General features: G+C 59.6%; 16 protein-coding genes. 13 read left to right on the forward strand and 3 right to left on the reverse strand.

The annotated features are described in order from the left end of the window. Positions 1-19 precede the first annotated feature (19 nt). From HQN82_RS18635 to glpK, 11 genes are all read left to right on the forward strand, one after another. Entirely contained in the window at positions 20-2,668 is a 2,649-nt protein-coding gene (locus HQN82_RS18635) for a nitrate reductase (RefSeq protein ID WP_173615540.1), read from the forward strand. Next, positions 2,640-4,103, forward strand: coding sequence for a siroheme synthase CysG (gene cysG / locus HQN82_RS18640; protein WP_173615541.1), 1,464 nt, complete (start codon positions 2,640-2,642; stop codon positions 4,101-4,103). Before HQN82_RS18635 ends, cysG begins: the two co-directional genes overlap by 29 nt. 142 nt (positions 4,104-4,245) lie before the next feature. Continuing rightward, a complete protein-coding gene (locus tag HQN82_RS18645) occupies positions 4,246-5,019 on the forward strand; it encodes a DeoR/GlpR family DNA-binding transcription regulator (RefSeq protein ID WP_107340816.1) in 774 nt (257 codons plus the stop codon). A gap of 108 nt (positions 5,020-5,127) precedes the next feature. Next, positions 5,128-6,651, forward strand: a complete 1,524-nt coding sequence (locus tag HQN82_RS18650) for a glycerol-3-phosphate dehydrogenase (protein WP_173615542.1) — start codon at positions 5,128-5,130, stop codon at positions 6,649-6,651. A 36-nt stretch (positions 6,652-6,687) separates the two neighbouring features. Next, on the forward strand, positions 6,688-7,758 hold the full coding sequence (locus HQN82_RS18655; RefSeq protein ID WP_173615543.1) for an ABC transporter ATP-binding protein: 1,071 nt from the start codon (positions 6,688-6,690) through the stop codon (positions 7,756-7,758). Between the two features lie 12 nt (positions 7,759-7,770). Further along, positions 7,771-8,841 carry an ABC transporter ATP-binding protein gene (locus HQN82_RS18660; protein WP_173615544.1) on the forward strand — a complete coding sequence of 357 codons (1,071 nt, stop codon included), beginning with the start codon at positions 7,771-7,773 and terminating at the stop codon, positions 8,839-8,841. Between the two features lie 2 nt (positions 8,842-8,843). Continuing rightward, entirely contained in the window at positions 8,844-9,710 is an 867-nt protein-coding gene (locus tag HQN82_RS18665; RefSeq protein WP_065117167.1) for a carbohydrate ABC transporter permease, read from the forward strand. Positions 9,711-9,713: 3 nt separating this feature from the next. Continuing rightward, positions 9,714-10,637, forward strand: coding sequence for a carbohydrate ABC transporter permease (locus HQN82_RS18670; protein WP_173615545.1), 924 nt, complete (start codon positions 9,714-9,716; stop codon positions 10,635-10,637). A gap of 2 nt (positions 10,638-10,639) precedes the next feature. Then, positions 10,640-10,933, forward strand: coding sequence for a DUF2160 domain-containing protein (locus tag HQN82_RS18675; RefSeq protein ID WP_004437276.1), 294 nt, complete (start codon positions 10,640-10,642; stop codon positions 10,931-10,933). 75 nt (positions 10,934-11,008) lie between these two features. Then, on the forward strand, positions 11,009-12,730 hold the full coding sequence (locus tag HQN82_RS18680) for an ABC transporter substrate-binding protein (protein ID WP_173615546.1): 1,722 nt from the start codon (positions 11,009-11,011) through the stop codon (positions 12,728-12,730). Positions 12,731-12,799: 69 nt separating this feature from the next. Beyond that, positions 12,800-14,299 carry a glycerol kinase GlpK gene (glpK, locus tag HQN82_RS18685; RefSeq protein WP_107340822.1) on the forward strand — a complete coding sequence of 500 codons (1,500 nt, stop codon included), beginning with the start codon at positions 12,800-12,802 and terminating at the stop codon, positions 14,297-14,299. 6 nt (positions 14,300-14,305) lie between these two features. On the opposite strand, the gene HQN82_RS18690 is transcribed toward glpK, so the two are convergent. Then, positions 14,306-15,166 (reverse strand): LysR family transcriptional regulator, encoded by an 861-nt coding sequence (locus tag HQN82_RS18690; RefSeq protein ID WP_044459571.1) that lies wholly within the window; start codon positions 15,164-15,166, stop codon positions 14,306-14,308. A 98-nt stretch (positions 15,167-15,264) separates the two neighbouring features. On the opposite strand from HQN82_RS18690, the gene HQN82_RS18695 reads away from it, so the two are divergent. Next, on the forward strand, positions 15,265-16,284 hold the full coding sequence (locus HQN82_RS18695) for a bile acid:sodium symporter family protein (RefSeq protein WP_173615547.1): 1,020 nt from the start codon (positions 15,265-15,267) through the stop codon (positions 16,282-16,284). A gap of 61 nt (positions 16,285-16,345) precedes the next feature. Here the strand turns inward: HQN82_RS18695 and hspL are convergent, their stop codons facing one another. Then, a complete protein-coding gene (gene hspL / locus HQN82_RS18700) occupies positions 16,346-16,828 on the reverse strand; it encodes a heat shock protein HspL (protein ID WP_004437287.1) in 483 nt (160 codons plus the stop codon). Positions 16,829-17,197: 369 nt separating this feature from the next. Between hspL and HQN82_RS18705 the strand changes: the two genes are divergently transcribed. Further along, complete coding sequence (locus tag HQN82_RS18705) at positions 17,198-18,139, forward strand: alpha/beta fold hydrolase (protein WP_173615548.1); 942 nt, start codon at positions 17,198-17,200, stop codon at positions 18,137-18,139. Positions 18,140-18,160: 21 nt separating this feature from the next. Here HQN82_RS18705 and hisN read toward each other — a convergent pair whose 3' ends face one another. Further along, complete coding sequence (hisN, locus tag HQN82_RS18710; protein WP_035207365.1) at positions 18,161-18,937, reverse strand: histidinol-phosphatase; 777 nt, start codon at positions 18,935-18,937, stop codon at positions 18,161-18,163. Between the last annotated feature and the right edge of the window lie 189 nt (positions 18,938-19,126).

The raw sequence follows: 19,126 nt of genomic DNA on the forward strand, positions 1-19,126 counted from the left end.
GCAGTGAGAGGGCAAACCCATGCCCGTTGAAACAAAAACCACCTGTCCCTATTGCGGCGTCGGCTGCGGCGTCATCGCCACCGTTGCCGATGACGGCGTCGTTTCCGTCAAAGGCGATCTGGACCACCCCGCCAATTTCGGCCGGCTGTGCTCCAAGGGCTCGGCTCTCGCCGAAACCATCGACCTTGAAGGACGCATTCTTCACCCTGAGATCAATGGCAAACGGGCAACATGGGACGAAGCGCTTGATCTCGTCGCTTCCCGCTTCTCCGACACCATTGCCGAACATGGCCCGGATTCGGTTGCCTTTTACGTCTCCGGCCAATTGCTGACGGAGGATTATTACCTCGCCAACAAGCTGATGAAAGGTTTCATCGGTTCGGCCAATATCGATACCAACTCAAGGCTCTGCATGTCGTCCTCGGTCGCTGGCCATCGCCGTGCCTTCGGGGCTGACACGGTGCCGGGTGCCTATGAGGATATGGAGCTTGCCGATCTGGTGATCCTCACCGGTTCCAATCTCGCCTGGTGCCATCCCGTTCTCTACCAGAGGCTAGCGGCGGCAAAGGCGGCACGGCCGGAAATGAAAGTCGTTGTCATCGATCCGCGTCGCACGATGAGCGCCGATATTGCCGATATGCACCTCGCCATCCGCCCGGATGGAGATGTGGCGCTGTTTGCCGGCCTGCTGGCGCATCTTTCCGGTAGTCCTGCAGTCGATCACGTCTATGTGGAAGATCACACGGTCGGTTTTGATGCTGCGATGCAGGCAGCAACCGACTATAGCCTGCCTGATATCGCTGAGGCCACCAGCCTGACGATTGCCGAACTGATTTCCTTTTACGAATTGTTCGAGCGCACCGAAAAAACCGTCACCTGTTACAGCCAGGGCGTCAACCAATCGCAAAGCGGCACCGACAAGGTCAACGCTATCATCAATTGCCACCTTGCGACCGGTCGCATCGGCAGGCCCGGCATGGGACCGTTTTCGCTGACCGGCCAGCCGAACGCCATGGGCGGGCGCGAGGTCGGCGGGCTGGCCAACATGCTGGCCGCCCATATGGCCATCGAAAGTGCCGGGGATCGTGATCGCGTGCAGCGCTTCTGGGCCTCGCCCGCCATTGCGGAAAAACCCGGCCTCAAGGCCGTTGATATGTTTCGGGCCGTGGCCGATGGCCGCATCAAGGCGCTGTGGATCATGGCAACCAATCCGGTGGTGTCCATGCCTGACGCCGGTGCCGTCGAAGCGGCCATCAAGGCCTGTCCATTCGTCGTGGTGTCCGATGTCATGGCCAAGACCGATACGGCGCGCCATGCCCATGTGCTTCTGCCATCGGTTGGCTGGGGGGAAAAAGACGGCACGGTCACCAATTCGGAACGGCGCATTTCCCGCCAGCGCGGTTTTCTCGATGCACCCGGTGAAGCGAAAGCGGACTGGTGGCAGATGGCGGAAGTGGGCCGGCGCATGGGTTTCGGCGCAGCCTTTGCCTTCCGGCACGCGTCGGAGATTTTCGCCGAACATGCAGCTCTGTCTGGCTTCGAAAATCTGGGCAGTCGCGATTTCGACATCAGTGGCGTCGACACGAAGGTCTATGACGGGATGGCGCCCTTCCAATGGCCAAGACCGCAGGCAGGTGACGCCGGCACGACGCGTTTCTTCGCAGATGGCCGGTTTTATCACGCCGATGGCAAGGCGCGGTTCATCGTCACAGCCTTGCCGGAGGTGGACAGAACGTCGGCGGACTATCCGCTGACGCTGAATACCGGGCGCATTCGCGACCAGTGGCACACCATGACCCGCACCGGCAAAAGCGCACGCCTTACCGCCCATATCGCCGAGCCATTCGCCGAGCTTCACCCGCGCGATGCACAGGCGCTGGGCATTGAAAGCGCCGATCTGGTAGAGCTGGAAAGTCCACATGGTAAGGTTCTGCTGCGGGCGTTGATCAGCGAAAGGCAGGCGCGCGGATCGGTCTTCGCGCCGATGCACTGGAACGACCATTTCGCCTCGCGGGCGCGGATCGATATGGTTGTGGCCCCGGTCACGGACCCTTATTCCGGCCAGCCCGCCTCGAAAAACACGGGCGTGAGGGCAAGACGTTTCGAAGCGAAGGCTTACGGTTTCGCCATTTCCCGCACCCGGCCCGATGCGCCGGACTGCGCCTATTGGGCCATTGCAAAGGCGGATGGCGGCTATCGCATGGAGCTTGCCTTTGCGGAAGAGCCGCAGGACTGGACGCTCTGGGCGCGACAGGTCTTCGGCATCGACGTCGGGATCGAGCCTTTGGGTTACAGCGATCGGCAAACCGGCGATCTGCGCCTTGCCTTTTTCGATGGCGATATACTGCTGGCGGCGCTGTTCATCGCAAGGCGGCCGGTGGCTGTTGCCCGCAACTGGGCGATCTCGCAACTGATCGAGCGCCATGAGGATCTGCGAATGCGGTTTGCGCTGATCGCCGGTCGCCCCGGAGCCGGCCGTCCCGATCCGGGGGCCACGGTCTGCTCTTGCTTCAATGTCGGCGTCAACCAGATCACGGCCGCAGTCCGGGATGGCTGCCATAGCGTCGAAGCCATCGGCAAGGTGTTGAATGCCGGCACCAATTGCGGCTCGTGCCGCGCCGAAATCAAGGAGGTCATCAATGGATGCCTTAAAACCGCAGCGGAATGAACCGGCCCGCATGGAGAAACTCGCCAAGCTGCCGGTTTTCTGGGGGCTTGAGGGCAAGCGCGTGGTGCTGGCGGGCGGATCGGATGGGGCCGCCTGGAAGGCGGAGCTGTTGCTGGCCTGCGGCGCGGAATTGCATGTCTTTTGTGAGAGGGGTGACCTGTCCGAGACATTTGCAGGGCTCGTTGCCAGAAGCACTCGCCTGCATTTCCATGCCATGCGCTGGCATAGGGGCATATTCGCCGATGCGGAACTGGCGCTGGCGGATTGCGAAACGGATACGGAGGCGGCAGCCTTTCATGCCGCTGCGCGGGCGGCGGGTGTTCCCGTCAACGTCATCGACAAGCCGGAATTCTGCCAGTTCCAGTTCGGCTCCATCGTCAATCGATCGCCAGTGGTCGTCTCGATCTCCACCGATGGCGCAGCACCTATTCTGGCTCAGGGCATCCGTCGGCGCATTGAGACATTGCTGCCGCCCTCGCTCAGGGATTGGGGCGCGCTTGCCCAGACCATCCGTGAGCGGGTCAACCTGCGGCTGACGCCAGGTCCGTCCCGGCGGCTGTTCTGGGAGAAATTCGTCGATCGGGCCTTTACCGAAAGGCTGGACGAAGACAGCGAAGAACGGTTGCTGACGGCTACCGGAATGCAGGCTTGCGAGGTTGGGGGGCGGGTGACGCTTGTGGGCGCCGGCCCTGGAGACGCCGAACTCCTGACGCTGAAAGCGGTGCGCGCCCTGCAGGCGGCAGATGTCATCCTGTTTGACGATCTTGTCTCAGCCGAGGTGCTGGAGCTGGCGCGGCGGGAGGCCAAGCGCATGCTGGTTGGCAAGCGCGGCGGCCGCGAAAGCTGCAGGCAGGAAGATATCAACGACATGATGATCCGGCTTGCAAAGGCGGGAAAAAGGGTGGTGCGCCTGAAATCCGGCGATCCGATGATTTTCGGGCGCGCCGGTGAGGAGATCGCCGCGCTGGCGGCTGAAAACATTCCCGTCGATGTCGTGCCCGGCATCACCGCGGCAAGCGCCATGGCCTCCCGCCTCGGCATTTCCCTGACACATCGCGACCACGCCCAGTCGGTGCGCTTCATCACCGGCCATTCCCGTCAGGGAAAGCTGCCGGAGAATATTGACTGGACATCGCTTGCCGACCCCGCCGTAACCACGGTTTTTTACATGGGCGGGCGAACCGCGGCGGCAATCCAGTCCTCCTTGCTCGCCCACGGCATGGACGCCTCGACGCCCGTTGCCGTCGTGGTTTCCGTCACCCGGGCGAATGAGCAGCGCTGGTGCGGCACACTCACGCAACTGTCTGCGGCAATCGAGCGGCTGGGGGTAAACGAGCCCGTTCTGATCGGCATTGGCGATGCGTTCCGCGCCGCTTCCCCGGCGCTGTCCGTGATGGACGCAAAGATCCTTCCGCCCGTTCTGATAGCTCGCTGACGGACCACGCGCCGCCCCGGCGCAAATTTTTGACACACGACGTCGACGCGGCCACCCATGGTCGCCATAAACCATCCCTTGACATTGGTTTTTCGTTCGCTCTTCAATAAAACGAAAAAATTGAAAGAGGAGGGAGGGCGAAATGTTGCTCACACCGCGTCAGGATGAAATCGTCGCGCTGGCGAAAGCGAACGGGCGAGTGCTGGTCGACGAGCTGGCATCGCGGTTTTCCGTCACCCCTCAGACGATCCGCAAGGACCTGAACGACCTCTGCGATACCCGCGTTCTGACCCGCATCCACGGCGGCGCGCTTTTTCCAAGCGGCAATGAAAATGTCAAATACGAGGCTCGGCGGGCGATTGCTTCCGTGGAGAAACAGGCGATCGGGGCCGCTGCCGCCGCTCTCATTCCCAACAATTCGTCGCTTTTCATCAACATCGGCACGACCACGGAGGCGGTGGGCGAAGCGCTGGCGGATCATCACGAACTGATGGTCATTACGAATAATATAAATGTTGCCAACAGGTTACGCGTTTTCCCGGGTATTGAGGTGGTGATTGCCGGTGGTGTCGTGCGCGGCTCCGATGGCGGCATTGTCGGCGAAGCGGCCGTGGATTTCATTCGCCAGTTCAAAGTGGATTTCGCCGTCATCGGCGTGTCCGCCATCGATGAGGACGGCGCCCTGCTGGATTTCGATTTCCGCGAGGTCAAAGTTGCGCAGGCAATTATTTCCAACGCGCGCCATGTGATTCTGGTATCGGATTCGCTCAAATTCGAACGGACGGCCCCTGTCCGCATCGGCCATCTTTCGCAGGTTCATACCTTCATCACCGATCATTGTCCGATTGATTCCATCCGCAGCATCTGCGCCGATCACGATGTCCGGCTGATCGAAACGGAGGCCCGCGGCACCTGATCCACGGGCTATCGGAATTTCGTTTGACATTCGTTTTGTCTTCGAATTAGATGGTCGTGCTTTCAATATATCGATGAGGAGAGCGTCGATGAAAGCGCGGGAGGGTGCATGTCTGACGGGGCAATTCACGATATTTTCGTGATCGGCGGCGGTATCAATGGCTGCGGCATTGCGCGCGACGCCGTCGGCAGGGGCTATTCCGTCGCACTTGCGGAAATGAACGATTTCGCCTCCGGTACGTCATCTGCTGCAACCAAGCTCATTCATGGCGGCCTGCGTTATCTCGAACATTACGAGTTTCGTCTGGTGCGCGAAGCACTGATGGAACGCGAGGTTCTGTGGGCCATGGCGCCTCATATCATCTGGCCCATGCGTTTCGTGCTGCCCTTCCAGAAGGGCGGTGTGCGTCCGGCCTGGCTCGTGCGTCTCGGGCTCTTCCTTTACGATCATCTTGGCGGTCGCAAGCTCCTGCCCGCCACCCGCTCGCTCGATCTGCGCCGTGATCCGGCCGGAAAGCCTTTGAAACCGATTTTCGCCCGGGCTTTCGAATATTCCGACGGATGGGTCGACGACGCCCGCCTGGTCGTGCTGAACGCCCGTGATGCCGCTGACCGTGGCGCATTGATCCTCAATCGGACGCAGGTGGTTTCCGCGCGGCGCGACGGCGCGTTCTGGCGGGTAGAGACAAGAAATGCCGCCGGAGAAACGCAGGTCCACCGGGCGCGGATGTTGGTGAATGCCGCCGGTCCATGGGTCGACAGGGTTCTGTCGGCGACCTTCGGCAAAAACAACGTTCACAATGTTCGCCTCGTCCAGGGCAGCCATATCATCGTGCGCAAGAAATTTTCCGATCCGCGCGCCTATTTCTTTCAGAATCCGGATGGCCGCATCATTTTCGCCATCCCTTACGAACAGGATTTCACCCTGATCGGCACGACGGATCGCGACTATACCGGTGACCCCCGGGCTGTTAAGATCAGCGACGAGGAAATCAGCTATCTCTGCAGCGCGGCGAGTGAATATTTTGCCGAACCGGTGAAGCCGACCGATATTGTCTGGACCTATTCCGGGGTGCGGCCGCTTTTTGATGACGGTGCGTCAAAAGCGCAGGAGGCGACGCGTGATTATGTCTTGAAGACCGAGGGGACCGACGGCGAGGCACCACTTCTCAATATTTTCGGCGGCAAGCTCACCACTTATCGGCGACTTGCCGAACATGCTCTTGAAAAGATCGGCGATGCGCTGGGAGCAAAGGGAGCCCCATGGACAGCGGGTTCTCATCTGCCGGGCGGAAATTTCAATGTGGAAGCTTATGCTGCGGAGGTTTCTGCGCTGCTATCGCGTTATCCCTTCCTGGAAGAGCGTCATGTGGAGCGGCTTGTACGCTGCTACGGCACCGATGTGGCGGCGATGATAGACAACGCGACAGACGCGTCGGCGCTTGGGCGGCATTTCGGCGGCACGCTCTACGAAGCCGAAGTTCGCTGGCTGATGGCGCGGGAATGGGCGCTGACGGCGGAGGATATTCTGTGGCGCCGTACCAAGCAGGGGCTTTTTTTTACCCCCGACGAGGTGCGTGGGTTGGAGGACTACATCGATGACATTGCAGGTGGACGATTGAAGGCAATCTGACGATCCGGACAAAAGCGGAGGAGGCTTTGGATCACCATGCTTGAATTGCGAAATGTCTCGAAGATGGTGGGCGGTGAGTATCATATTCACCCCACGGATCTGACATTGCAGCGCGGAAGCCTGAACGTTCTGCTTGGACCGACGCTTTCGGGCAAGACGTCGCTCATGCGGCTTATGGCGGGGCTGGACAAGCCAAGCAGCGGCTCGATCCTGGTCAACGGCGAGGATGTGACCGGCTGGCCGGTCCAGAAGCGCAACGTCGCCATGGTGTACCAGCAGTTCATCAACTATCCGGCGCTCAGCGTTTACGAAAACATTGCCTCGCCGATGCGGGTTGCGGGCAAGGATCAGGCAACCATCGACCGGGAAGTGAGAAAAGCCGCGGAGCTTCTGAGGCTTACGCCTTATCTCGACCGTACGCCGCTCAATCTTTCCGGCGGCCAGCAGCAGCGAACGGCACTTGCCCGCGCCATCGTCAAGAACGCCACTCTGGTGCTGCTTGATGAGCCGTTGGCCAATCTCGATTACAAGCTGCGCGAAGAATTGCGCGAGGAACTGCCGCGTATTTTTGCGGAGTCGGGCGCGATCTTTGTTTACGCCACCACAGAGCCGTCAGAGGCGCTGCTGTTGGGCGGCAATACGGCAACGCTCAACGAGGGCAGGGTAACCCAGTTCAGCCGAACCATCGAGGTTTACCGGCGTCCTGTGGATATTGTGACGGCGGAAATTTTCGCCGACCCGCCGCTCAACACCATTGAGGTCATCAAGACGGGTGGCGCCTTTACCCGTGCTGATCGCGCCGTTGTCGCAGTGCCGGCGCACCTTGCCACCGTGCCGGATGGACCTTTGACCATCGCTTTCCAGCCGCATCATCTTTTCCCGCAGGCGAAGGGTGAAGCACGGCAATCCATACGGGCGCGGACGCTGATCTCGGAAATCGCGGGGTCGGAAAGCTTCGTGCATGTGGAGTTTTCCGGCCGGCGATGGGTCATGCTGGCGCATGGCATCCACGACATCGAACCGGACAGGGATATCGAGCTGTTTCTCGATACAAGCCACCTGATGGCATTTGACGCAAATGGCCGCGCCATCGGCGAAGCGGCGTAAGGGGGATCGGTCATGGCACGTATCACGCTCGATCATATCCGCCACGCCTATAACGCCAAGGCACAGGCTGCCGGCGATTATGCCCTGAAGGAGGTTCATCACGAATGGGAAGATGGCGGTGCCTATGCACTTCTCGGTCCCTCCGGCTGCGGCAAGACTACGCTGCTCAACATCATTTCTGGCCTGCTGCGACCCTCCGAAGGCCGCATCGCGTTCGACGGAACAGACGTCACGGATTTTGCGACTGAAGATCGCAATATCGCCCAGGTGTTCCAGTTCCCGGTCGTTTACGACACGATGACAGTTTACGACAATCTCGCTTTTCCGCTGCGCAACCGGCATGTGCCGGAGGCCGAGGTGGACCGCCGCGTGCGGGAAATCCTTGAGATGACCGACCTTTCCGGTATGGCCAAACGCAGGGCCCGCGGGTTGACGGCGGACCAGAAGCAGAAGATCTCGCTGGCGCGCGGCCTCGTACGCTCCGACGTCAACGCCATTCTCTTTGATGAGCCGCTGACGGTCATCGATCCGCATATGAAATGGGTGTTGCGCTCGCAGCTGAAGCGCCTGCATCGCCAGTCTGGTTTCACCATGGTCTATGTCACCCATGACCAGACCGAAGCGCTGACCTTCGCCGACAAGGTTGTGGTCATGTACGACGGGCAGATCGTCCAGATCGGCACGCCGGCCGAGCTTTTCGAACGGCCGGGGCATACATTCGTCGGTTATTTCATCGGCTCGCCGGGCATGAACGTGCTGCCCGCCAATATCAAGGGGACGACGGCTGTGGTCGGCGGTCTTGGTGTGCCGCTGGCAGGTGCGCCGACGATCGCATCGGGGCAGCGCATCGAAATCGGCATCCGCCCGGAATTCGTCCGGCTGGAGCGCGGCGGCATGCCCATCACTGTCGATAAGGTCGAGGACATCGGCCGGCAGAAGATCGTGCGCGCCCGGTTCGCCGGCCAGAAACTGGCAATTGTCGTGGCCGAAGACGAGGAAATCCCGGCGGAAGCGGGGGTGCGCTTCGACCCGGCCGCCATCGGTGTTTTCGCCGATTCCTGGCGTGTAAAGATGGGGGCCTGACCATGGAAAAAAGCTGGAACAACAAGGCATGGTTCATGGTGCTGCCGGTGCTGGTGCTGGTCGCCTTCTCCGCCGTCATTCCGCTGATGACCGTCGTGAATTATTCGGTGCAGGACACCTTCGGCAACAACCAGTTCTTCTGGGCGGGAACGCAATGGTTCGAGGAAATTCTGGCCTCAGACCGGTTCTGGGATGCGCTGGGGCGCAACCTGCTATTCTCAGGAATCATCCTCGCCATTGAAATTCCGCTCGGCATCTTCATCGCGCTCAAAATGCCGAAATCCGGTATCGGCGTGCCTGTTTGCCTCGTCACCATGGCGTTACCGCTCTTGGTGCCGTGGAATGTGGTGGGCACGATCTGGCAGGTCTTCGGGCGCAGTGATATCGGGCTGCTCGGTTATTACGCCAATCAGCTTGGGCTCGACTACAACTATGTCAACGATCCCGTCGATGCCTGGATTACCGTCGTCATCATGGATGTGTGGCACTGGACGAGCCTTGTCGTCCTTCTGTGTTATGCCAGCCTCGTTTCCATTCCTGACGCCTATTATCAGGCGGCAAGGATCGACGGCGCGTCGCGTTTCGCAGTGTTCCGGTTCATCCAGCTGCCCAAGATGAAACGGGTGCTGCTGATCGCCTTCCTGCTGCGCTTCATGGATAGTTTCATGATCTACACCGAACCCTTCGTCGTCACCGGCGGCGGCCCGGGCAATTCCACAACCTTCCTGTCCATCGATCTCGTGAAGATGGCACTTGGCCAGTTTGACCTCGGACCGGCAGCGGCCATGTCGCTGATCTACTTCCTCATCATCCTGCTGTTGTCGTGGGTGTTCTACACCGTGATGACCAGCCACGACGCGGAGACCTGAGCCATGAGCGCCTCCAATGTCACGACCGGCGTGGAACGTAACGGCTTGGTCTCCGGCTCATCGGGCGTTGCCACGTCGACAAGACCCAGCTTTGCCGCAACGGCGCGCTCACGCCGCCATCACGGGCCATCCCGGTTTTCCTGGCTGGTGCCGACGATCTACATCCTGCTTCTGCTCGTGCCGATCTACTGGCTTATCAATATGAGCTTCAAGACGAATGCGGAAATCGTCTCGTCCATGACGCTCTATCCGCATCAACCGACGCTGCAGAACTACCGGACGATCTTCACCGATTCATCCTGGTATTCCGGCTATATCAATTCGATCATTTATGTCGTCATGAACATGGTGATCTCGGTGGCTGTCGCGCTGCCAGCGGCCTATGCCTTTTCGCGTTACCGTTTTCTCGGTGACAAGCACCTGTTCTTCTGGCTTTTGACCAACCGCATGGCGCCCCCCGCCGTCTTTGCATTGCCCTTCTTCCAGCTTTATTCCGCTTTCGGGCTGATCGACACCCACATTGCCGTGGCGCTCGCGCATTGCCTGTTCAACGTGCCGCTGGCGGTGTGGATTCTCGAAGGTTTCATGTCTGGCGTGCCGAAGGAAATCGACGAAACCGCCTATATTGACGGCTATTCCTTCCCGAAATTCTTCGTGAAGATCTTCATGCCGCTCATCGCTTCCGGCATCGGGGTCGCGTGCTTCTTCAGCTTCATGTTCTCGTGGGTCGAGCTTCTGATCGCCCGCACGCTGACGACAACGGACGCAAAGCCGATTGCCGCGACGATGACGCGGACGGTTTCCGCTGCCGGCATGGACTGGGGCCTGCTTGCCGCTGCCGGTGTGCTGACGCTGATACCGGGTGCCCTGGTGATCTGGTTCGTGCGCAATTACATCGCCAAGGGCTTTGCGCTGGGGAGGGTTTGACCATGACGAAGATGCCCGATTTTACCTGGATGGCGTGGACCTGGCAGACGGCGGCCTTTTTCGGCACCATCGCGGTTTTGCTCGTCGGCATGTGGTTCTGGGAACGACTCTCGCCCGGCGGCAATCCCCGCTTCGGCCTGTTGCGCTTCGAAACGACGCGTGGTGACAGGCTGTTCATCTCGCTGCTTGGCAGCGCCTTCATTCATCTCGCATGGCTCGGGCTGGTCGGCCCGAACCTGTGGTGGGCTCTCGCTCTATCCGTGGTCTACGCCGTCGGCGTTTTCCGTTTTGTCTAGAGCAGGAAAAAGATGCGGCGGAGGAAAACCGCATCTCGCAGACTTCATGCAATCGCAACCCTTGGGAGGACTGATATGCGACGGCATCTGATGACGACGACGGCAGCCATGCTGCTGGCAATGACAGGTTCGGCCTTTGCCGGAATGGAGGAAGCAAAGCAGTTTCTGGACAAGGAAATCGGCGACATGTCGGCGCTTTCCCGTGCAGAGCAGGAAAAGGAAGTGCAATGGTTCATTGATGCCGCGAAGCCTTTCGCGGGCATGGAGATCAAGGTCGTATCCGAATCCCTGACCACGCATGAATATGAATCAAAGGTTCTGGCGCCTGCATTTACCGCCATTACCGGCATCAAGGTGACGCACGACCTTATCCAGGAAGGTGACGTTGTCGAAAAGATCCAGACCCAGATGCAGACCGGCCAGAACCTTTACGATGGCTGGGTCAACGACAGCGACCTCATCGGCACCCATTGGCGTTACCAGCAGGTGCGCAACCTGACGGACTTCATGGCCAATGAAGGCAAGGATGTCACCAATCCCGGTCTCGACCTCAAGGACTTCATCGGCAGCGCGTTCACGACGGCACCGGACAAGAAGCTCTACCAGCTTCCCGACCAGCAGTTCGCAAACCTCTACTGGTTCCGTTACGACTGGTTCAACGACGATAAGAACAAAGCGGACTTCAAGGCCAAGTACGGCTACGACCTCGGCGTTCCCGTCAACTGGTCGGCCTATGAGGACATCGCCGAATTCTTCACCGGCCGCGACGTCGGCGGCAAGAAGGTCTTCGGCCATATGGACTACGGCAAGAAGGACCCCTCGCTCGGCTGGCGCTTCACCGATGCATGGCTCTCCATGGCCGGCAATGGCGACAAGGGCCTGCCAAACGGCCTGCCGGTCGATGAATGGGGCATCAAGGTCAATGACAAGTCGCAGCCGGTCGGCTCCTGCGTGGCGCGCGGTGGCGATACCAACGGTCCCGCTTCGGTCTATTCCATCGAGAAATATCTCGAATGGCTGAAGAAATATGCGCCGCCGGAAGCGCAGGGCATGACCTTCTCCGAGTCAGGACCGGTGCCGGCACAGGGCAACATCGCCCAGCAGATCTTCTGGTACACGGCCTTTACTGCCGACATGGCCAAGCCCGGCCTGCCTGTGGTGAACGAGGACGGTTCGCCGAAATGGCGCGTCGCACCCTCGCCGCACGGCGTCTACTGGAAGGACGGCATGAAGCTCGGTTATCAGGATGTGGGTTCCTGGACGTTGATGAAATCCACGCCAGACGACCGCGCCAAGGCCGCATGGCTCTATGCGCAGTTCGTGACCTCAAAGACCGTGGATGTGAAGAAGAGCCATGTCGGTCTCACCTTCATTCGTGACAGCACCATCCATCACAAGAGCTTTACGGACCGGGCCTCCAAGCTCGGTGGACTTGTCGAGTTCTATCGCTCGCCGGCCCGCGTTCAGTGGTCGCCGACTGGCACCAATGTTCCTGATTATCCAAAGCTGGCGCAGCTCTGGTGGCAGGCAATCGGCGATGCGTCGTCGGGTGCCAAGACCGCTCAGGCTGCCATGGACTCGCTCTGCGCCGAACAGGAAAAGGTCATGAGCCGCCTGGAACGTGCTGGCGTGCAGGGCGATATCGGCCCGAGGCTGGCGGAAGAGCATGATATCGAATACTGGAACAAGGACGCCGTTTCGAAGGGCAATCTCGCGCCGCAGCTGAAGATCGCCAACGAAAAGGAAAAGCCGGTCACCGTCAATTACGACGAACTGGTGAAAAGCTGGCAGAAGTGATGTCTGCATAAAATCTTAAATCGGGGCGGCTCTGCCGCCCCGTCATTGCGTTTGAAAGGGAGTGACATAATGGGCGGTTATATTCTGGCGATCGATCAGGGCACGACATCGACAAGGTCGATGGTCTTTGATCGCGACATGCGGGTCATCGGTGTCGGGCAGCGAGAATTTCCGCAGCATTTTCCTGCCTCCGGCTGGGTCGAGCACGATGCCGAAGACATCTGGAAAAGTGTGCTTGAAACCATCCGACTGGCGCTTGCCGATGCCGGCATCGCCGCAACCGATATAGAGGCGATAGGCATCACCAATCAGCGGGAAACGACGGTGCTGTGGGACCGCAACACCGGCGAACCGGTGCACCGCGCCGTGGTCTGGCAGGATCGACGTGCCGCCCCGGTCTGCGAGGATTTGAAAAGAAGGGGGCTGGAACCGCTCTTCTCTAAAAAGACCGGACTGCTGCTCGACCCATATTTTTCCGGCACGAAGCTGAAATGGCTTTTGGACAGCGTCAGCGGTCTTCGCGAAAGGGCGGGCAAGGGAGAAATCTGCTTCGGTACCGTCGACAGTTTCCTGATCTACCGTCTCACCGGCGGCCGCCGGCACGTGACCGACGCCACCAACGCCTCGCGAACGCTGATCTACAATATCGAAGACAATGTCTGGGATGATGAACTCCTGTCCATCCTCGACATCCCCCGCGCCATGCTGCCGGAGGTTCTGGATTGCGCCGCCGATTTCGGCGTAACGGACAAGTCGCTTCTGGGCGCGGAAATTCCGATCCTCGGCGTTGCGGGCGACCAGCAGGCGGCGGTGATCGGCAATGCCTGCTTCGAGCCGGGCATGATGAAATCGACCTACGGCACCGGCTGCTTTGCACTTCTCAATACGGGCACGGACCGGGTGGCCTCCACAAACCGGCTGCTGACGACGATTGCTTATCGTCTCGACGGCGTGACGACCTATGCGCTGGAAGGCTCGATCTTCATTGCCGGGGCGGCGGTGCAGTGGCTGCGTGACGAGCTTGGTTTCATCTCGGTTGCATCAGAAGTCAGCGCGCTTGCCGAAAAGGCCGATCCGAAGCAGCGCGTTTATCTCGTGCCTGCCTTTACCGGTCTTGGCGCGCCTTATTGGGATGCCGAAGCGCGGGGTGCGATCTTCGGCCTCACACGCGGGACGGGCCCGGCGGAATTTGCCCGCGCGGCGCTCGAAAGCGTTGCCTATCAGACGTTCGATCTGCTGGATGCGATGCGCAAGGACTGGGCGGGTGACAATGGCAAGACGGTGCTGAGGGTCGACGGCGGCATGGTCGCCTCCGATTGGACGATGCAGCGGCTGGCGGATATTCTCGCCGCTCCCGTCGATAGACCGGTGTTTCTCGAGACGACAATCCTTGGTGCCGCCTGGCTTGCGGCCTCACGTGCCGGCATCTGGCCGGACCGCAAGGCCTTCGCCGACCATTGGCGGCGCGACCGCCGCTTCAGCCCCGAGATGGAAGAGAGCGAGCGGAAGAACGCCATCGCAGGCTGGCGCGACAGCGTCGGCCGTTGCCTCTCGAAACGGGACAATTAAGGCCGGTTACACGAAACTGCCGGGTGCGATGCTCTTGCTGGAAACGAGATCGGAAAGGGCGCGCACCAGCTCCGCCTCCGCACCCTTACTCGGTTGAAGCACGAATTCCACGTCTTCCAGCAGCGGCAGCACGCCTGCGGCAATCTCCTTCAGACCAGCCGGCGCCATGCTGCGCGGCTGCACCAGAATGCCCATGCCCGCCCTTGCTGCGGCGGTTAGTCCACTGAGACTGCCGCAGGTGCAGACGATCCGCCAGGCGAGACCGGCCCGGTCCAGTGCCTCCTGCGCTGCCTTCCGGGTGATGCTCGGTGGCGGAAAGGCAATCAGCGGGAGCGCATCCGGCTGGTTCAGCATCCGCTCAGGATCGCGCGCCAGCCAGACGAGCGGTTCGCGATAAAGGAAATGACCAAGCTTGTCGCCAAGACGACGCTTGGCCAACACAACGTCAAGTTCACCGTTATCCTGCATCTGGTAAAGCACACCGCTCAGCGAGACCGTTAGTTCAAGGTCAACCAGCGGGTAAAGCCGAATGAATTCCTCTAGAATGGTCGTAAGGCGACTGGCGACAAAATCTTCCGACACGCCAAGCCGCAGCCGCCCACGCAGGCGGCTTTCGCTGAAGAGCGAAGAGACCTTGCTATCGATTTCAAGCATGTTGCGAGCGTAACCGAGTAATGCCTCACCCTCGCCGGTCAGTTTTACCTGATGGGTGTTGCGTGCGATCAATCGGCGGCCAAGGGAGGCCTCAAGCCTTTGAATATGCTGGCTGACAGTGGATTGGCCAATGCCGAGCCGTTCGGCAGCAAGGGTAAAACTGCCGGTTTGCTGGAGCATGACGAAGCTGGCAAGATGTTGAAGGTTCAGCATTATTTCAAATCATGATAACTGTTAATCTTTGCATCCGAAATCATGATGAGCGATAGTGGCGCGCGTTTCAAGCAAAACCGCTGCCGGAAAGACCTCCCATGACCCGCTTCCTGCCCGACCGTTTCACCATGATGCTGGTGGCCACCGTAATTCTGGCTTCCCTCCTGCCGATCAACGGCGAGCCGGCAGAATATTTCGGGCTTGCGACAAAACTCGCGATCGCTCTGCTATTCTTCCTGCACGGCGCGCGGCTTTCGCGGGATGTGGTGATTGCGGGCATCCTGCACTGGCGTCTGCATCTGGCGATCCTGCTCGTCACCTTCGGCCTTTTCCCGCTTCTCGGTGTGGCGATAGGATTCATTCCCGAAAGCATCCTGCCGGCACCGCTCTATATGGGCGTGCTGTTTCTCTGCGTGCTTCCATCCACCGTTCAGTCCTCCATCGCCTTTACCTCCATGGCGAGCGGAAACGTGCCGGCGGCGATCTGTTCGGCTTCGGCTTCGAATATTTTCGGCATGTTCCTGACCCCATTACTGGTCGGCTTCCTTTTCACTGTCGGCGGCCATGGCGGCGGCTTTTCGCTGGATGCTTTCCTGCAAATCTTCCTGCAGCTGCTTCTGCCTTTCATCGTCGGTCAGGTCCTGCAGCCCTGGATCGGTGACTGGATCAGGGCGCGCAAGAAATTGCTTTCTCCGGTCGATCGCGGCTCCATTCTGATGGTCGTTTATCTCGCCTTTTCCGATGCGGTCATCGAGGGCATATGGCACACGTTTTCGCTCCGGGATATCGGTGTTGTTATCGTCATCAATATCCTGCTGCTGGCGTTTGTCCTATGTGTGACGATGTTCGGCAGCCGACTATTGGGGTTCGACAAGGCCGATGAAATCACCATCACCTTCTGCGGCTCGAAAAAGAGCCTCGCCAGCGGCGTGCCCATGGCCGGCGCGATCTTCGCTGGCCAGAGCATCGGTGCCATCGTTTTGCCGATCATGCTCTTTCATCAGATCCAGCTGATGGTCTGCGCTGTCCTTGCCCAGCGTTATGCCCGCAAGGCCCATGAAAAGGCAGCGATAGCCGAAGCGGCTGCGGCAGAAGGCGCCGCAGCCTCCGCTCGATAAAACGCGCTCCCGCCAACAAAAACGGCCCCTCAAGGGGCCGTCTCTCTTGCATATGGAATACTTAGTTGACCTGAGCCGGGGTAACCTGGGCTTCGATGGTCTTCGGCGCATCGGCGCTGTCGGACGAGATCGCAATGCGGCGCGGCTTCATGGCTTCCGGAATATTGCGAACGAGATCGATGTGCAGCAGGCCATTCTTCAGGGAAGCGGTCTGGACTTCTACGTGGTCGGCAAGCTGGAAGCGGCGTTCGAAGGCGCGCGTGGCGATGCCGCGATACAGAAATTCGCCTTCCGTCGTCTTCTCATCCGTGGCCTTCTCGGCTTTCACGGTCAGCGCATTGGCGCGGGATTCGATGCTGAGTTCATTTTCATCGAAACCGGCAACGGCCATGGTGATGCGATAGGTATTCTCACCGGTCCGCTCGATATTGTAGGGCGGATAGGACTGGGCCTGCTCAGGCTGGCCGAGGCCGTCAAGCATCGAGAAAAGACGGTCGAAGCCCACGGTGGAACGATAGAGAGGGGAAAAATCAACGTGACGCATGGTGTCCTCCTTAAGAAGCGACTGTTTGCGGTTAAGTCCGCCATCCCATTCTGGCGACGGTCGGACATTTGGCGCGGCCCCGCTTTGGCGACCGCATGAAGGAGATGGGAACGGCGTCGCGCGGCGTCAAGGGGTGGATGCAACATGAACCATGTCTGAACATCCGGTTCCGGCATCGTTCAGTTTGAGAGCCATAAAACTCCAGTCATCGGAGACATTCTCCGTGGACAGAAGCAATAACGTCCCTTCTTCTTCTGTCTTACTCGCCGGAACCGCGACTGCTTTAACCGACGGTTCCGGCAATTTTTTCTTTGACCTTCCCGCGCCGCCGACCTATCCGAAAAGAGTTGACAAGCCGGAAAAAGACCGATGATCGAAGCCATATTGCGCGCCAGTGAAGACAATCCGGTTCCCGACAACCATGTGGTTGGATATTTTTCTGGCCATGGCGGCAAACAGCTCCGCTATGCGATCTTTCGGACCCATCGTCATGTTGCCCGCGGAACGGTGGTTCTGCTGCACGGCAGAAACGAATGTATCGAAAAATATTTTGAAACAGTGGCCGATCTGACGGCCATGGGCTTCTGGGTCGCGACGTTCGATACGCGCGGGCAGGGCGGTTCCGAACGGTTGCTGAAAAGGCCGGGTGCTGGGCACGTGCGGCGCTTTTCCGATTATCAGCACGACATCAGCCTTTTTCTGGAACAGGTGGTGCTTCCGGATACGAGGCTGCCGTTCTTCATGATTGCACATTCTACCGGCGCGCTTGCCGCGCTTGCCGCAGCGCCCGGGCTCGCGAACAGGATTGATCGGCTGGCGCTTTGTTCGCCCTTCATAGAACTCGGCAGTCAGCAATCCGTCCCGCCGTCCGTTATCCGGCTGGTCGCCACGGCTTTGAGCCTTGCCGGCCTGGGAAGAGTTCAGCTTGGCAGGGACCAGCGCGAAAGGGATTTTGACGGCAATCCGCTAACCTCGGACGCGAAACGTTTCGCAAGGAATCTCTCGCTGCACAGGCAGTTTCCGGAACTGTTCATTGGCGCGCCAACGGCCCGCTGGGTCTATGAGGCGTTGAAGACCATGTGCCGCGTGACCCGTCAGGATCATCTGACGAACATAACCATTCCTACCCTCATTCTGGCGCCCATGCTGGACACGATAACGCCCTATAAGGCGCAGGAGGAGCTGTCGCGCAATTTCCGGGCAGCGCAGCTTCTTCCCATCACCGGCGCGCGTCATGAACTGCTGCATGAGCGGGATGTTTTCCGCAAGCAGGCACTGGCCGCCATCGACGCGTTTTTTGCGCCGGAGTGATGGCCGCCTTGCAGGGCAGGTCTATAGTCTGGAGAGAATGGCAAGCGCCTGTTCATGTACGGATCTGGAGCCGGCCGCCAGAATGCGGCCGCCATTTTCAGGACGTCCGCCATCCCATGTGGTGATGATGCCGCCGGCCTGCTCGATGACCGGAATAAGTGCGCCCACATCGTAGGGCTTCAGGCCGGATTCAATGACGAGATCGACATGACCCGCGGCCAGCAGGCAATAGGCGTAACAATCCACCCCGTAGCGGAAAAGGCGGACCTGATCCTGCACCTTTTCGTAGAAGGGCTTTTCCTCGGCGGTGAAAATATGGGGTGTTGTGGTGAAAAGTATCGCGTCCGATAGCGAAGCGCAGTCACGCGTGCGGATGGTTCGTTCGCCCTCGGGTCCGAAATACCAGGCGGAGGTGCCGTCGGCAAAGTAACGCTCCCTGGTGAACGGCTGGTCCATCATGCCCATCGTGGCGCGGCCGGCAGACTGGAAGCCGATCAGAGTTCCCCATACGGGCACGCCGGAAATGAAGGCGCGTGTGCCGTCAATGGGGTCGATGACCCAGACATGCTCGCGGTCGAGACCGACATTGCCATGTTCTTCCCCGAGGATGCCGTGCTGGGGAAAACGAGCCTCGATGAGCGCACGAATGGCGCTTTCGGCCGCTTGATCGCCTTCCGTCACCGGATCATAGCCGCCATCCTGCTTGTTGGTAACGGCAACGCCCGTGCGAAAGCGGGGAAGCGTTTCGGCGCTGGCCGCATCAGCAAGTTCGAAGAAGAAATTCCGGTCGGGCAGCATGCGAAACCTCATTGCCTGAATTGATGGCCTCAATTGTGTGGCGAAATGCATAGACCGGAATCACATCCGCCGTCCACTCGTATGGTGACGAAGCCGTGGTTTCCATATTTTCGGCAAAAGCACAAAAAACATGCAAAAAATAAAATGATTGACAATTGTGCAATTACTGCGTAGCGTGATGCTACAGTC

It is taken from the genome of Agrobacterium pusense (assembly GCF_013285525.1).
GTDB classification, from domain to species: Bacteria; Pseudomonadota; Alphaproteobacteria; order Rhizobiales; family Rhizobiaceae; genus Agrobacterium; species Agrobacterium pusense.

What these genes read in the sequence shown, in the direction of transcription:
- HQN82_RS18635 (WP_173615540.1), top strand. Translation starts at nt 20, where the DNA reads ATGCCCGTTGAAACAAAAACCACCTGTCCCTATTGCGGCGTCGGCTGC.
- cysG (WP_173615541.1), top strand. Translation starts at nt 2,640, where the DNA reads ATGGATGCCTTAAAACCGCAGCGGAATGAACCGGCCCGCATGGAGAAA.
- HQN82_RS18645 (WP_107340816.1), top strand. Translation starts at nt 4,246, where the DNA reads ATGTTGCTCACACCGCGTCAGGATGAAATCGTCGCGCTGGCGAAAGCG.
- HQN82_RS18650 (WP_173615542.1), top strand. Translation starts at nt 5,128, where the DNA reads ATGTCTGACGGGGCAATTCACGATATTTTCGTGATCGGCGGCGGTATC.
- HQN82_RS18655 (WP_173615543.1), top strand. Translation starts at nt 6,688, where the DNA reads ATGCTTGAATTGCGAAATGTCTCGAAGATGGTGGGCGGTGAGTATCAT.
- HQN82_RS18660 (WP_173615544.1), top strand. Translation starts at nt 7,771, where the DNA reads ATGGCACGTATCACGCTCGATCATATCCGCCACGCCTATAACGCCAAG.
- HQN82_RS18665 (WP_065117167.1), top strand. Translation starts at nt 8,844, where the DNA reads ATGGAAAAAAGCTGGAACAACAAGGCATGGTTCATGGTGCTGCCGGTG.
- HQN82_RS18670 (WP_173615545.1), top strand. Translation starts at nt 9,714, where the DNA reads ATGAGCGCCTCCAATGTCACGACCGGCGTGGAACGTAACGGCTTGGTC.
- HQN82_RS18675 (WP_004437276.1), top strand. Translation starts at nt 10,640, where the DNA reads ATGACGAAGATGCCCGATTTTACCTGGATGGCGTGGACCTGGCAGACG.
- HQN82_RS18680 (WP_173615546.1), top strand. Translation starts at nt 11,009, where the DNA reads ATGCGACGGCATCTGATGACGACGACGGCAGCCATGCTGCTGGCAATG.
- glpK (WP_107340822.1), top strand. Translation starts at nt 12,800, where the DNA reads ATGGGCGGTTATATTCTGGCGATCGATCAGGGCACGACATCGACAAGG.
- HQN82_RS18690 (WP_044459571.1), bottom strand. Translation starts at nt 15,166, where the DNA reads ATGCTGAACCTTCAACATCTTGCCAGCTTCGTCATGCTCCAGCAAACC.
- HQN82_RS18695 (WP_173615547.1), top strand. Translation starts at nt 15,265, where the DNA reads ATGACCCGCTTCCTGCCCGACCGTTTCACCATGATGCTGGTGGCCACC.
- hspL (WP_004437287.1), bottom strand. Translation starts at nt 16,828, where the DNA reads ATGCGTCACGTTGATTTTTCCCCTCTCTATCGTTCCACCGTGGGCTTC.
- HQN82_RS18705 (WP_173615548.1), top strand. Translation starts at nt 17,198, where the DNA reads ATGATCGAAGCCATATTGCGCGCCAGTGAAGACAATCCGGTTCCCGAC.
- hisN (WP_035207365.1), bottom strand. Translation starts at nt 18,937, where the DNA reads ATGCTGCCCGACCGGAATTTCTTCTTCGAACTTGCTGATGCGGCCAGC.